Genomic DNA, 14145 nt, shown 5'->3' with positions numbered 1-14145 from the left:
TACAACGGCTCAAAAATCAACCTTTGTTTAATATTCTTAATATATAGTCAAAACCATAGAAATACTAGCCTTGGGGACAAATTTTTGGATTGAGGGGATACGAAAAAGGGAAAGAATGAAGAATTACCTGCCTCCTGACCGCTTTTAACCATGACTAATTTCCTATTACCCATTTCCAGAAAAATATTTATACTAATTTTATGATTTCATATAGATAAAGATTTTGAAAGTTTTATTGAGCAAAAATAGTGATTTTAAATACAAAAGTTGCGGAAGAAAAGATTAAATAATGTCTGTTTTTCTGTGATCTATTTTATTCAAAATACTTTGCTCCTAAACGGTCATTTAACTTTAAAAACTCCCAAATAGGAGAAAAATTCATGATTTTGGATGGAAAAAAGCCGCAAAAACAGGTGAAAATACCAACGACCTTAATTGCCACCCCAGTCATGAACAGACAAACATTATTAATGACTTGTATGTTGGGACTGGCAATGCTGACAGGGAGTTGTGGGTCACTGCCAAAAGAATCAGCCGAAGCTCAATCTAGACAGCCCGGAGGTAGAGAAAGAGGTAACAGTGAGACTGCTGTAGATGTAGCGATCGCGCGGACAAGTCCTTTAAACGCCCCAGCAGACTATATAGGTAACACCACACCATTTCGGATAGTTTCAGTGCGATCGCAAGTAGAAGGGCGACTACTAGCATTAAATCTAGATGTTGGGGATACAGTCCAAAGAGGACAAATCATCAGCCAGTTAGATGATGTTCTCCTCAAGACAGGATTACAGCAAGCCGAAGCAGAACTAGCATCTCGTCAATCAGAAGTCGCCAGGGCCATGACCCAGGTAAGTAATGCTAACGCCGAAGTAGAAAAAGCACGTCTGGAAGTAGTACAAGCCAAAGCAGATTCCCAAAGACAACAAAAATTATTGAAAGAGGGCGCAATTTCCGAACAAGCTGCCCAACAAGCTCAAACCAAAGCTCAAACAGCAGTCCAAGCCCTACAAGCCACCATTGAACAAGTCAGAACCGAAAAGCAAGCCGTCGCCGCCGCCCAAGGTAGAGTATTCGCCCAGCAAGCAGCAGTTGCTGGCGCTAATGAACGCCGTTCATACTCCCGCTTAATCTCCCCCATTACTGGCATAGTCACAGAAAAAGTTACAGAACCTGGTAATCTCCTCCAACCAGGTAACGAAGTCTTAAAAATAGGTGACTTCAGTCGGATTAAAGTCGTAGTTCAAGTTTCTGAATTAGAACTAGGAAAAATTCAGGTTGGACAATCTGTACAAGTGCGATTAGATGCTTTCCCAGAGACAAATATCATGGGTAGAGTTACTCGCATTTCTCCAACCGCCGATAGTACAGCCCGTTTAGTACCGATAGAAGTAGTAATTCCCAACAGCGGGGGAAAAATTGGCAGTGGACTACTAGCACGAGTCAATTTTGACACCGAGACACCACAGCGAGTAGTGGTTCCAGAAACAGCAATTAATGATTACCAAAAACAAACACAACGAGAAGACAACAATGGCATAGTATTTGTCGTGGATGAAAAAGATGGTAAACCCAAGGTAAAAGAAAGAAGCGTAACTTTAGGGAAAACAGCAGACAGTAAAGTTGAAATTCTTTCTGGCTTACAACCAGGGGAAAGTTATGTTGTTCGCAGTAGTCAGCCATTAAAAGATGGCGCAGTTGTGAAGTTATCAATTTTGTCAGAAAAATAACAACAAGCTTGAAAAATGCAAACAACAAACACTAACAGCGGCTTTAGTATCAGTGCTATTTCTATCCGCCAACACATTGGTACACTCATGCTCACCTTGGCTGTGATTGTCATGGGCGTATTTTTCATTATTCGTTTACCTGTAGATTTATTACCATCTATTACCTATCCTCGCATTGGGGTACGGATAGAAGCCCCAGGGATTTCTCCAGAGGTAGCAGTTGATGAAGTCACCAAACGCCTAGAAGAAGCCTTTTCCGCGACTGAAGGTGTAATTCAGGTTTTTTCCCAAACCCGTGAAGGTCAAATTAGTTTGGATTTATATTTTCGACCGGGAGGAAATATTGACCAAGCCCTCAATGATGCTACAGCAGCCTTTAACCGATCCAGAAACCAATTACCAGATAATATTCAAGAAGCACGGGTATTTAAAATAGATCCTTCCCAATTACCTGTTTATGAATTTGCGATCACTTCACCCACCCTTAAAGGTGTTGATTTACGAGTTTTTGCCGAAGAAGAACTAGCCCGTGAATTGGGCGTAGTAGAGGGAGTTGCTGGGGTCAGTGTATCGGGAGGAGTGAAGGAAGAAGTCAGGGTAAATATTGATTTAGACCGTCTACAAGCCGTTGGTGTAGGTTTGACAGATGTACTTAATGAACTGCAAAGCCGCAACCAAGATATTTCGGGTGGTCGGATTTTAGGAAGAAATTCAGAAGCTTTAACCCGGACTGTGGGACGCTTCCAAAGTGCCGATGAAATCAATAATCTTTCCTTTGAAGTATCCACGCCAAATTCTCTTATCAAAAACCGTGTTTACTTGCGAGACTTTGCTGAAATTATTGATGGATCAGAAAAACAGCGAGTCTATGTTTTTCTCAATGGCGAAGAAGCAGTAAAAGTCAGCATTCAAAAACAGCCAGATGCTAACACCATCAATGTTGTCGATGGCGTGAAAAAACGTCTAGCAGAACTGCAAAAAGGGGGTGTGATTCCTCTAGAAGCAAGTCTCACAGCTACCTTAGATGAATCAAAATTTATCCGTGATTCTATAGCTAATGTGACTACTTCTGGGTTAATTGGCTCAGGTTTAGCGGCGATCGCAGTTTTACTCTTTTTGGGTTCTCTACGCCAAACCTTTATTATTGTCGTTTCCATTCCCCTAGCATCTTTAGCAGCTATCATTTTCATGGGTTTATTTGGCTTGTCACTTAATGTTTTTAGCTTAGGTGGTTTAGCATTAGGCGTGGGAATTGTCGTTGATAATTCCATCGTCATGTTAGAAAACATAGCTGAGGGAATTAGTCAAGTAAAAATTCGCAATCAAGACTCAAAATTATCAGCTTCGTCAATTATTCAACAATCTGAAGACAGCAGCCGAGAAGTAGAATCAGCTTTAGTTGCTTCCACCAGTACTAATTTAGTTGCAGTATTGCCATTTTTATTAATTGGTGGTTTTATCTCATTACTATTCAATGAGTTAATTCTCACCATCAGTTTTTCTGTAGCGGCTTCAATTTTAATTGCCGTTACCGTTGTTCCCATGCTGACATCGCGCTTATTAAGTCTACCCTTTTCCAGTTCCCTCAATCATTTTTGGCCATTGCGGGTATTTAATAGCCGTTTTGAGGCAGCAACAAGAGCTTATAGCAGTTTTTTAAGTGGTATATTGCGCTGGCGGTTATTAACAATAGCGATCACAATTATCTTATTAGGTGGCGGTAGTTGGTGGATAGCGCCTCAACTTCCCCAAGAAATTCTCCCCCGCATCAATACCGGACAAGTCAACTTAATTGCTCAGTTTCCCCCCGGTATACCCTTAGAAACTAACCAAAAAGTCATGAAAGCTGTAGATGACATTCTCCGTCAACAGCCAGAAACGGAATATGTATTTTCTACAGTTGGCGGTTTTCTTTTTGGTAATAATAGTAGTGCTAACCCTCTGCGAAGTTCCAGTACTATTACCCTTAAACCAGGCTCAAACGTAGAAACTTATGTTGAACGTGTCACCAAAGAATTTAGCAAGCTTAACTTAGTAGATATTCGTCTCCGTCTCACCCCTGGACAAGTTAGGGGTTTAATTCTTAACAACTCCCCTATCCGCAACGCTGATGTTGACATCATTCTCCAAGGAAATGACTCCGACACTTTAGAACAAGCCGGTGGTGAATTATTAGCAAATTTAGAACAAAAAGTCACCTCAGTTCGATTCCGTCCAGATGCAGATGCGCGTCAACCTGAAATTCAGATTTTACCCGACTGGGAACGAGTTGCAAAAGTTGGTTTAAATACCAAAGATATCGGAGACACAATCCAGACCGCAATTGAAGGTAGTATACCCACCCAGCTACAACGCAATAACCGTTTAGTTGATGTCCGGGTACAGTTAAACGAAGCTTCTGTACAATCAACTTCTCAGTTAGAGAGATTACCTTTATTTGTGGAAGGTAATCAACAAATCCGCTTGAGTGATGTAGCGAAAATTGCCGAAGCTCAAGCACCAGGAGAAATTCAACGGATTAATCAGCGTCAAGTCTTCCTAATTGCGGGTAATTTGGCAGAAGGAGCAAGTCTAACTCAAGCGCTAGAACAGGTAGATCAAGTCCTCAACATTGCAAATTTCCCTCAAGGGGTGAGTCTTTTACCCAGTGCGACAGCTGAATCTAATAAAGAACTACAAAACTCGCTGCAAATATTAGGGGGATTAGCCATCTTCTTAGTCTTTGTCGTCATGGCTGTACAATACAATTCCCTCGTAGACCCTTTAGTAATTTTGTTTACCATTCCTCTAGCATTAGCTGGGGGCATTTTTGGGCTTTATATTACTGAAACCGCCATTGGTGCAACAGTAGTTGTCGGTGCGGTCTTGTTAGTAGGTATTGTGGTTAACAACGCCATTATTATGGTGGAACTGGCTAATCAACTTCGGGAACGAGAACACATTGACCGCAAAACCGCAATTTTAAAAGCCGCACCCCAACGTCTACGCCCCATTTTGATGACAACCATTACGACTGTTTTAGGTATGTTCCCCCTCGCTTTGGGAATTGGAGAAGGTTCAGAATTTCTCCAACCATTGGGTGTAGTGGTATTTTCTGGTTTGTCTTTAGCAACGTTGCTAACACTGTTTATAATTCCCTGTTTTTATACTTTGCTACACGACTTAATCGGTGGACATTGGGCAAAACCCATATTTATCAAGTTGCGGATTTGGAAAAAGAAGTATCAGTGAAATACTTTCTCCTTTACTTTTTCCTCTTTTACCAATTCCTGATAAACTGCCATTGTTTCCTGATGTACACGGGCAATACTTAGTGAATCTAAATTTTCCTGTGACCGATTTTGCCAAGTTTGGAGGATATCTGGGTTACTTAATAGCTTGACTAATGCTTCAGCTAAAGCTTGACTATTTTTAGCTGGTACTAAAACGCCAGCTTGACCATGATCTAAGGCTTCGGGGATACCATCTACCTCTGTAGCAATAATGGCAGCCCCTGCTTCCCTTGCTTCTGAAAGTACAAGGGGACATGGGTCACGGTGAGAAGCAAGAACAAAAATATCACAAGACAGTAAGTAGCCTTGGGGTTCTGATTGGAATCCTTCAAAATGGATACGACTGCTGACAGAAGTTGCTTGTGCTTGGGCTGCAAATATTTCTCTATCAGGGCCATTTCCCACTAGATAAAGATGCGCTGTGGGGAAATCCTGAGCAATTTGCTCAAAGGCTGCAATTAACTCAGTGATGCCTTTACGTGTATACATTCCCGCTACCGTTGCGATCGCTGGATGTTGTAAATTTAAAGGTTGATAATCTGATATTTTTCGAGTCCGAGGACTCCCCAACGTCCCATTGCGTATTACCCGTAACTTATTCTCAGGAATACCACGTCGCACCATTGAAGTTTGCACAGCCTGACTAACAGCAATTACCCTATCTGCTAAACCCATCAACAAACTAGAACGCTGGAATTCATTGTGGACTGTGGAAATTAAAGCATACCTATTTCTTAGTCTCAAGATACTTGCTAAAACTATCCCAGTCATCATATGAGCATGAACAATATCGGGCTGAAACTGTTGTACAATTTTCCGATAAGCCCCCGCTGCTTTAATAATATTGATTGGGTTTCGACTTTGGTCTATTTCGTAGTGTTTGACACCATATTTATATAATAATGTTTCATATTCTCCCCCACCAGAAATTACAGCAACATCATGACCATTTTTGGCTTGTAAACAGGCAATGTCTACAGCTACATTGACAATGCCATTACCGATTTCTTGAACATGATTCAATATATGGATGATTCTCATAATCTTGGAAATTGGTGTCGAAAATTTTTAATTAAGTAGAAAGGCACAAAAAAAGATAACTATGTATACTCAAAAAGTATAGAAACCTTACTTTTTAATAATACAAAAACCAAGTTTTAGGCATCTCCCTTACGGAAGAGAGTTTTGGAGGGGGGTTCCATATTTGGTTAAACTATGAAACGGTTGCAGTATAATTTAGATATCCATTAATATTTAATGGAGGGAAATAAACCCACCATCCTTTTAGGGATAATCAAACTAAAAAATTGCTCAAAAACTGTAGCCTAAACATTTGGACGTAATTCATTACATCCGCTGATCTGAACTAATTAAGAACAATAGAAAAGAAAACAAGTATCCTTATTTTCTGCGAAAGTTAATGTTCTTCATCAGTTTTATGTTATTGCAATCTTTATTTCTGCTCGATTATATACAGCCTGATTTTATTTTTTATATTTTTATAAATGTAATTGAACTCATCCCCATATTCTCTGATACTGCAATCAGTGAACACTATTTTTGTGCCATAACTGATAAAAATTTAGACATATTGCGGACGGAGATTGTTACAGCTTGATAGGGTGGGTTAGGCGCACAAGATAAGATAATCAAGCTCAAAATTTGCTCCTGTTGTTTCATAACCGACTCTTTATCCGGATGCTTTATACGAATGATAAAGATGGGTTAAAACTTGCTATAGTGCAGTTATATCCGCATGGTTATATCTAACCTAAGTTGGAGAAGATGTTTAGAAAGCCATAAACTTTACCAAAAGACCTCTCCCTGCTACAAGAAGAGAGGCTTTAGAACCCACATTCCCCTTGTAGGGAGAGGAGTGTAGGTTGTATAGGTAGTGAGATGAATGGTAAATTTCATATTACCCCAGTTGCTAGTACAGCGCGGCGTAAGTTAATGAACCATTAAAAACTCCTGAAAAGCTTGTGGAGTCGGCTGTTTCAATTTTTAATTTTTAATTCTGCCCAGGGGTACTAGCTCTATAATAAAGACGGGGAAATGACGAGTTTAGGGAAAAATAAACTCGAAATTCACGGTTTTAAGGGTCAAAATTGATCCCAGACTCCTGACTCCTCTTCTTCAACTAGCCACTTACGTTGATGTCCTCAGAATAGGTTGTTCGGCATTTTCAACAACCAACATCAATAATTGGAAATAGCTGGACTGTCAGGCAGTTATGGATTTATGATTGATGATCGTGAGTTTTTTTCAGAAAATTTGGAGAAACTATGAACGCTCAAGAAATTATTCGCTCGATTGAAGCGGAACAACTAAGGTCAGATTTGCCCGTAATTTATGTGGGCGACACAGTCAAGGTAGGAGTAAAAATTAAAGAAGGCGATAAATACCGCGTCCAACCTTATGAAGGAGTGGTAATCGCTAGACGCAACGGCGGAATTAATGAAACCATCACCGTCCGCAAGGTTTTCCAAGGTGTCGGCGTTGAGCGCGTATTTTTGTTGCATTCTCCTCGGATTGACAGTATCAAAGTATTGCGACGTGGTAAAGTGCGACGTGCTAAACTATATTACCTGCGCGATCGCGTTGGCAAAGCCACCCGGATTAAACAACGGTTTGACCGCTCTTTGTGATTCAATCCGCCAAAGCGAGGAGAGAAATCTCAGCCTCCAAGCGGCATCTGCCGCTCACTTGCTTTCCCAAGAAAATTAAGTTATAATCAAAGTCGAAATTGCGTTAAACTAAAAAAGTTCAGCGCAATGACTGGAACAAAGACAGCTTGTGCGCTCTTAGTTCAGTTGGTAGAACGCAGGTCTCCAAAACCTGATGTCGGGGGTTCAAGTCCTCCAGGGCGCGCTTAAAAGCAAAAAATATAGCCCGAAACGAAAACGCATCTGCTAAAATGGCAGTTAGTGTTGAAAATTTCGGGTATAATTATTTTTGCTTGCAGCTTATTTGTTTCCATTAAATGGGGTCGAAGCTGTAAACCTTGACGAAAACTAGCAAGGTGTAGCTATGTAAGAAACGGGGGGGATAACAACCGTGGCCAAAAAAAATGAAGCAGAAATGCCAGAAACCGGAAATGGGTTCAGCTTGAACAATTTCTTCCAAGGAACAAAAGAAGAACTTGAAAAAGTAGTTTGGCCCAGTCGGCAGCAGTTGGTGAGTGAATCAGCAGCTGTGTTGTTAATGGTGACACTCTCCGCATCTTTGATATATTTGGTCGATGGATTGTTTGCTTGGGCAGCAAAACAGGTATTCTGATGACTTTTGCAACAGACGAACCACTGGATACGTTGCAGTCAGAGGAAGCACTAGAAACAGCGATCAAGGAAGCACGCTGGTATGCAGTGCAAGTAGCCTCAGGCTGTGAGAAGCGCGTGAAGACAAACTTAGAGCAGCGCATCCAAACCTTTGATGTCGCTGACAAAATCATTCAGGTGGAAATTCCACACACGCCAGCGGTGAAAATCCGTAAAGATGGTAGCCGCCAGCACACAGAAGAAAAGGTTTTTCCTGGTTACGTGCTAGTGCGGTTAATCTTAGATCCGGCAACTAAGCAAATTCCTGATGATACTTGGCAGGTGGTACGAAATACCTCTCACGTAATCAATTTTGTGGGAGCAGAACAAAAACGTGGTACCGGCAAGGGTCGCGGACACGTAAAACCAGTACCACTGAGCAATTCAGAAGTAGAACGTATATTCAAACAAACCAGTGAACAAGAGCCATTAGTCAAAATTGACATGGCTACAGGTGATAAGATCATTGTACTTTCTGGTCCATTTAAGGACTTTGAAGGCGAGGTGATTGAAGTTTCGCCAGAACGAAGTAAGCTAAAAGCTCTACTCTCGATTTTCGGACGAGATACACCAGTAGAATTGGAATTTAATCAGGTAGAAAAACAGAGCTAAATCCAAATGGCGAAGAAAGTAGTAGCGGTCATTAAACTGGCCCTGAATGCTGGAAAAGCCAACCCAGCACCGCCAGTAGGCCCAGCATTGGGTCAACATGGCGTTAACATCATGATGTTCTGCAAAGAGTACAATGCCAAAACAGCAGACCAAGCTGGGATGGTAATACCTGTAGAAATTTCGGTTTTTGAAGACCGGAGTTTTACATTTGTACTCAAAACACCTCCAGCATCAGTATTGATTCGCAAGGCAGCGAAAATTGAGCGCGGATCTAATGAACCTAACAAAAAGAAAGTTGGGAGCATTACCAGAGCGCAGTTGAGAGAAATTGCTCAAACCAAACTTCCTGACCTCAATGCCAACGATATCGACGCGGCAATGAATATTGTGGAAGGAACCGCCAAAAATATGGGCGTGACTGTAGCAGACTAATTTTGAATTTGGCATTGGGAGTTAAAAACTCAGTTTCAATCCAAAATCTAAAATCCAAAATTTAATTGGGGGAGAAGCGCAACTTCGATATCACCCCAGGAGCAAAAAATGGGAAAGAAAATATCACGCCGATTAGAGGCGTTGCAAGACAAAGTAGAAGACAGAGACTATACACCTATAGAGGCTTTAGCTCTGTTAAAAGAGACAGCAACAGCTAAATTCGCCGAAGCCGCAGAAGCACATATCCGGCTAGGAATTGACCCGAAATATACAGACCAACAGTTGCGGACAACAGTAGCACTGCCTAAGGGTACTGGACAAATCGTCCGGGTAGCAGTGATTGCTAGAGGTGAAAAAGTCAACGAAGCTACAAATGCTGGTGCTGATATCGCTGGTTCAGAAGAATTAATTGACGAAATCCAAAAAGGGCGGATGGATTTTGATAAGCTGATTGCTACACCAGATGTGATGCCACAAGTAGCAAAGCTTGGTAAGTTGCTAGGTCCCCGTGGTTTGATGCCCTCACCCAAGGGTGGAACTGTGACATTTGACATAGCAAGTGCGATCGCAGAATTCAAAGCTGGTAAATTAGAATTCCGTGCTGATCGAACTGGGATTGTCCATGTTATGTTTGGTAAGGCATCCTTTGCCCCAGAAGATCTGTTAGTCAACCTCAAAGCGTTGCAAGAGACAATTGACCGTAACCGTCCTTCAGGAGCCAAAGGTCGTTATTGGCGTACATTTTACGTCTCTGCCACTATGGGTCCATCGATTAAAATCGATATTAGCGCCCTACGAGATTTAAAACTGAACGAAGCAGCTTAATTGGGTGATGGGTAGTGGGTAGTAGCTGAAATACTAATTACCTAATTACCAATTACCAAAATTAAATAGGCAAAGCCGGAGACAGCAGGTGCTAACAGCTTAATATCCTGCCTAGGTTGATGCTTTGATTGCCTGATGTTTTATCAACATATATGTATGATAACTGCGGCATTAAAAGTACTACTGTGAAACCCCGGCTAAGATAGCTGGGGTTAATTGTTTTCGGTTGGTCAGTAAACAGTTAAACAGTGAACAGTAAATAGTAATAACTGATATAGCAACGGACAAGGCGTTTAGGACATCAACCAATCCTCAAACTTTGACAATAAAAGGCTTCTAGCACTGTCACCTGTCACCTGTTAAGAGTCACCTGCTATCACTGATAACTGATAAAATTTTGCCCTTGGAGGTGAAAAAAGTATGGGTCGAACTTTAGAAAATAAAAAAGAGATTGTCGCTGATCTCAAAGAGACTTTGAGTGAATCAACTTTAGCACTGGTAATTGATTATCAGGGTTTAACAGTTGCTGAAATCACTGACTTACGGCGGCGTTTACGTCCTAGTGGCACAGTTTGTAAGGTGACTAAAAACACCTTTATGGGCATTGCCATTCAAGATCAAGAAAAATGGCAGCCATTGTCGGAATTGCTCAAAGGTTCTTCCGCTTTTTTGCTAGTCAAAGAAGATTTCTCATCTGCAATTAAGAGCTACCAAGAGTTCCAAAAAGTTACCAAGAAGACAGAACTTCGTGGTGGCGTTATGGACGGTCGCCTGCTGAAAGAAACTGATGTCAAGGCTTTAGGAGACTTGCCATCTAAGGAACAACTCATGGCGCAAATTGCTGGAGCTATCAACGCTTTGGCGACCAAAGTTGCTGTGGGTATCAACGAAGTTCCCAGTTCTTTGGCTCGTGCTTTGCAGGCTGTGGCTGAGAAAGAAGAAAGTGGTACTACAGAAAGTGCTGCCGAAAATGCTGTCGAAAGTGCTGCTGAGTAAAATACTTCATTAGTTGATAGATCATGGTCAAGAGTAATAACTAATGACCAATGACTTATTACTAATGACTAAATAACTAATCAAACATTACAGGAGTTATATCAATGTCTGCTGCAACCGAACAAATTTTAGAACAATTGAAATCCTTGACCTTGCTCGAAGCTTCTGAATTAGTTAAGCAAATTGAAGAAGCTTTTGGAGTAAGTGCTGCTCCAGCCGCTGGTGGAATGATGATGATGGCTGCTCCTGGTGCTGCTGCTGCTGAAGTAGTAGAAGAAAAAACCGAGTTTGATGCAATTTTAGAGTCAGTTCCAGCTGATAAGAAGATTGCTGTCCTGAAGATTGTCCGTGAAATCACTGGTTTGGGTCTGAAAGAAGCTAAAGACTTGGTAGAAGCTGCTCCCAAGCCCGTTAAGGAAGCTGTAGCTAAGGAAGCTGCTGAAGATATCAAGAAGCGTATCGAAGAAGCTGGCGGTAAAGTCACCATTAAGTAATTCGTAATTATAAATTACTTGATCTTTTTTGAGTGAGGAGTCTGAATCAGGCTCCTTTTTTTATTGATAAATGTCTGAATCAGGATGCTCAGGATTTAAGGATGTACAGGATGAAAAAAATCCAGTGAAGATAACTATAGCAGGTGACAGGGAACAGGTGACAGGTGACAGTCTGAAGAGTCTTTTGGTGTCTAGGTTTTATAATCAGTTGGTGTCCTAACCGCCCTGTCCGTTGCTATACATTAAATCCTCGACAAATGTCTGAATCAGGATGCTAAGGATTTAAGGATGTACAGGATGAAAAAACCAGTGAAGATAACTACATTAAATCCTGTAAATCCTCTCATCTTGTAAATCCTGATTCAGAGGATAAAGATGAAAAAAATCCAGTGAAGATAACTACATTTAATCCTGTAAATCTTGATTTAGAATTTAACATTGTTTTGCGTTCGCCGGATTCACAAAATCATGTAAATCTGCATCCCAAATACTAATGTAAATAAAATCACAGTTTTGCCGGACTATCTGACCTTTAACAGAACCTTTACTAAACTGGAAATTATCTAACTGACGCTGTTGTACCTGTTTTAGTCCTTGCTGAATTTCTCCTGTTGCTTGTCCACCTAACATTCCATTCAATGTTGACTGCATGAGTTGGGGGTTTACTGTTTCGGCAAAAGCTGCCTCAGTTTGTCGCAAAACTCCAGATTTACGGTCAAATAAGTAGCCTAAATCAATTTGGTTTGGTACTACCTTATAAGTAACAGCACGAGTATTACTCCACAAGCCTCTTAAATCTTTTTTCTTTCCAAGAGTTGCTTCTATGGTACTTCTTGATGTACCTGTAGGAAATGCTGGCACAGTTTGACTGATATTACTAGCATTTAATGGATTACTTAAATCTTGTTTTTTCTGATCTGGCTTTTTCTGGGAAGCGGTAGATACATCTACTGTGGGGACTGCTTCCGGTTGAACCTGATTATCTTCTGTTTCGGGTGGTGGTGTTGATATGACTGTAGGGGTAGGAGTAGCTTGACTAACAGGTTCTTCAACTGGTATTGGTGTTGGTGTCAATGCCTCTGAAACAGTATCCTCCGGCGCAGGATTAGAAATAATTTGCTGCTGCGTTGAGGGTCTAGGTGCCACTGGACTTGGGGAAGGTTGCTCAAAAACAGCAGAACTTGTGGGTAAAACAGTAGGAGTTGGCGGTTCCGGTGAGACAGTGGGATTAGCAGCAATGGGGACAGCGGGTTGTTGCTGACGGTTAATGCTAGAAATAGCTGCATTCGTGACTAAACTTACCACTAACAAACTACCGACAATCAAAGCTGGTTTTTGCCAGTTTTCAGAATAGTTAGCTGTTTTGATGACGGGAATTTTGGGAGATGAAGATATTGGCTGAGTGGGCTGAATGGTAGCAGGGGGGGGACTGAGGCTGATTGTCGCCCTAGTAACAGGAGACTGTGAGGGGATAACACTGAGAGATTGTAAGGCGTATAGCATTTTACTGGCAGTGCTATAGCGATCGCTCGGACGTGGTTCAATTGCTTGAGAGAGTACCCTAAATAATTCTGGGGATATACCAGCAGCGTATTGTTGCCAAAGTATTTGCCCTGTCTGCGGGTCAGTTTCTAATTCTTGGGGTTGTTTACCAGTGAGTAAATAAATCGCCGTTAAGCCTAAGCTATAGATATCAGTAGCATAAACTGGACGACCGATGGCTTGCTCACTGGGCATATACCCTGGTGTCCCTATGACTAGGGATTGGAGGGGCTGTCCTGAAGGATTAATGACGGTACGGATAGTTTCCTTAACTGCACCGAAATCAATTAAAACTGGTTTGTTATCTTGAGTGCGAAGGATAACATTATCTGGCTTGATATCTCGATGAATAATGCCTTTACTGTGGACGTAATCTAAAACTGACAGCAAGCTGAAAAGAATTTCCCGAACAGTTTTTTCAGCTATATATCCTTTAGCTTCAATCATCTGGGTTAGCGTTTGACCTTGAATCCATTCTTGGACAAGGTAAAACTGCCCATTTTCAGGAAAGTAAGCGTAGAGTTTAGGAATTTGGTCACTAGCTTCACCTAGATGTTCCAAGGTAGCAGCTTCTCGTTTAAACCTGTCTTGAATTATTTGATAGGTTTTTGCATCATTGCTAATCGGTTTGAGTTGCTTGATAACGCACCGACGACGAGAAGGCATATGGGTATCTTCTGCTAGAAAGGTTTCACCAAACCCCCCAGCACCGAGTACCTGAATAACTTGATAGCGATTGTTTAGCAGTGTTTGTGTCATGCTCGGTTACAAACGACAACCCTTCCCAATGTATACCAGATACTTTGACGATGTAGCGATAGGATGTTTCCGATACGAGACATTTGGAAAAATTGTCGCTTATTAACTGTACCGAGAAGAAAGATTTAGTCTAAACTTGCTGAGTAGACTTTGTATTAAAATCATCTGC

At 41.4% G+C, this 14145-nt stretch carries 12 protein-coding genes, 1 tRNA gene and 1 other annotated feature; of the genes, 10 read left to right on the top strand and 3 right to left on the bottom strand.

The features are described from left to right. Nucleotides 1-380 precede the first annotated feature (380 nt). Together H6G68_RS18510 and H6G68_RS18505 are read left to right on the top strand one after the other, a co-directional pair. Nucleotides 381-1727, top strand: a complete 1347-nt coding sequence (locus H6G68_RS18510; RefSeq protein ID WP_190907958.1) for an efflux RND transporter periplasmic adaptor subunit — start codon at nucleotides 381-383, stop codon at nucleotides 1725-1727. A 15-nt stretch (nucleotides 1728-1742) separates the two neighbouring features. Then, nucleotides 1743-4958 carry an efflux RND transporter permease subunit gene (locus tag H6G68_RS18505; protein WP_190907957.1) on the top strand — a complete coding sequence of 1072 codons (3216 nt, stop codon included), beginning with the start codon at nucleotides 1743-1745 and terminating at the stop codon, nucleotides 4956-4958. On the opposite strand, the gene H6G68_RS18500 is transcribed toward H6G68_RS18505, so the two are convergent. Continuing rightward, on the bottom strand, nucleotides 4952-6040 hold the full coding sequence (locus H6G68_RS18500; protein ID WP_190907956.1) for a glycosyltransferase family 4 protein: 1089 nt from the start codon (nucleotides 6038-6040) through the stop codon (nucleotides 4952-4954). The genes H6G68_RS18505 and H6G68_RS18500 overlap by 7 nt on opposite strands. Before the next feature lie 513 nt (nucleotides 6041-6553). Next, on the bottom strand, nucleotides 6554-6679 hold the full coding sequence (locus H6G68_RS27675) for a hypothetical protein (protein ID WP_277925542.1): 126 nt from the start codon (nucleotides 6677-6679) through the stop codon (nucleotides 6554-6556). A 605-nt stretch (nucleotides 6680-7284) separates the two neighbouring features. Here H6G68_RS27675 and rplS point away from each other — a divergent pair. The 8 genes from rplS (at nucleotide 7285) to rplL (ending at nucleotide 11675) form a co-directional block, all read left to right on the top strand. Beyond that, nucleotides 7285-7647 (top strand): 50S ribosomal protein L19, encoded by a 363-nt coding sequence (gene rplS / locus H6G68_RS18495; protein ID WP_190713168.1) that lies wholly within the window; start codon nucleotides 7285-7287, stop codon nucleotides 7645-7647. 150 nt (nucleotides 7648-7797) lie between these two features. Continuing rightward, a tRNA-Trp gene (locus H6G68_RS18490) sits at nucleotides 7798-7870 on the top strand. A 186-nt stretch (nucleotides 7871-8056) separates the two neighbouring features. Continuing rightward, nucleotides 8057-8278 carry a preprotein translocase subunit SecE gene (gene secE, locus H6G68_RS18485; protein WP_127053427.1) on the top strand — a complete coding sequence of 74 codons (222 nt, stop codon included), beginning with the start codon at nucleotides 8057-8059 and terminating at the stop codon, nucleotides 8276-8278. Then, nucleotides 8278-8928: a transcription termination/antitermination protein NusG gene (nusG, locus tag H6G68_RS18480; protein ID WP_190713170.1), complete on the top strand. Its 651-nt coding sequence runs from the start codon at nucleotides 8278-8280 to the stop codon at nucleotides 8926-8928. The genes secE and nusG overlap by 1 nt, the downstream gene beginning before the upstream one ends. Nucleotides 8929-8934: 6 nt before the next feature. Next, on the top strand, nucleotides 8935-9360 hold the full coding sequence (gene rplK, locus H6G68_RS18475) for a 50S ribosomal protein L11 (protein WP_016950740.1): 426 nt from the start codon (nucleotides 8935-8937) through the stop codon (nucleotides 9358-9360). 108 nt (nucleotides 9361-9468) lie between these two features. After that, nucleotides 9469-10185 carry a 50S ribosomal protein L1 gene (gene rplA / locus H6G68_RS18470; protein ID WP_190907955.1) on the top strand — a complete coding sequence of 239 codons (717 nt, stop codon included), beginning with the start codon at nucleotides 9469-9471 and terminating at the stop codon, nucleotides 10183-10185. Nucleotides 10186-10242: 57 nt separating this feature from the next. Next, nucleotides 10243-10412 (top strand) — a sequence feature (ribosomal protein L10 leader region). A 193-nt stretch (nucleotides 10413-10605) separates the two neighbouring features. Then, nucleotides 10606-11181: a 50S ribosomal protein L10 gene (rplJ, locus tag H6G68_RS18465; protein WP_190907954.1), complete on the top strand. Its 576-nt coding sequence runs from the start codon at nucleotides 10606-10608 to the stop codon at nucleotides 11179-11181. A gap of 104 nt (nucleotides 11182-11285) precedes the next feature. Then, nucleotides 11286-11675, top strand: coding sequence for a 50S ribosomal protein L7/L12 (gene rplL / locus H6G68_RS18460; protein ID WP_127053423.1), 390 nt, complete (start codon nucleotides 11286-11288; stop codon nucleotides 11673-11675). Between the two features lie 432 nt (nucleotides 11676-12107). Here the strand turns inward: rplL and H6G68_RS18455 are convergent, their stop codons facing one another. Next, entirely contained in the window at nucleotides 12108-13976 is a 1869-nt protein-coding gene (locus H6G68_RS18455) for a serine/threonine-protein kinase (protein ID WP_190907953.1), read from the bottom strand. Nucleotides 13977-14145 lie beyond the last annotated feature (169 nt).

Source organism: Anabaena catenula FACHB-362, assembly GCF_014698735.1.
Lineage (GTDB): Bacteria > Cyanobacteriota > Cyanobacteriia > Cyanobacteriales > Nostocaceae > Anabaena > Anabaena variabilis_A.
This window is presented reverse-complemented; position numbering and strand designations above follow the sequence as displayed.

Coding starts and splice junctions, on each gene's coding strand:
- rplJ (WP_190907954.1), top strand. CDS start 10,606: ATGGGTCGAACTTTAGAAAATAAAAAAGAGATTGTCGCTGATCTCAAA.
- H6G68_RS27675 (WP_277925542.1), bottom strand. CDS start 6,679: ATGAAACAACAGGAGCAAATTTTGAGCTTGATTATCTTATCTTGTGCG.
- rplK (WP_016950740.1), top strand. CDS start 8,935: ATGGCGAAGAAAGTAGTAGCGGTCATTAAACTGGCCCTGAATGCTGGA.
- H6G68_RS18500 (WP_190907956.1), bottom strand. CDS start 6,040: ATGAGAATCATCCATATATTGAATCATGTTCAAGAAATCGGTAATGGC.
- H6G68_RS18455 (WP_190907953.1), bottom strand. CDS start 13,976: ATGACACAAACACTGCTAAACAATCGCTATCAAGTTATTCAGGTACTC.
- rplL (WP_127053423.1), top strand. CDS start 11,286: ATGTCTGCTGCAACCGAACAAATTTTAGAACAATTGAAATCCTTGACC.
- H6G68_RS18505 (WP_190907957.1), top strand. CDS start 1,743: ATGCAAACAACAAACACTAACAGCGGCTTTAGTATCAGTGCTATTTCT.
- rplS (WP_190713168.1), top strand. CDS start 7,285: ATGAACGCTCAAGAAATTATTCGCTCGATTGAAGCGGAACAACTAAGG.
- H6G68_RS18510 (WP_190907958.1), top strand. CDS start 381: ATGATTTTGGATGGAAAAAAGCCGCAAAAACAGGTGAAAATACCAACG.
- rplA (WP_190907955.1), top strand. CDS start 9,469: ATGGGAAAGAAAATATCACGCCGATTAGAGGCGTTGCAAGACAAAGTA.
- nusG (WP_190713170.1), top strand. CDS start 8,278: ATGACTTTTGCAACAGACGAACCACTGGATACGTTGCAGTCAGAGGAA.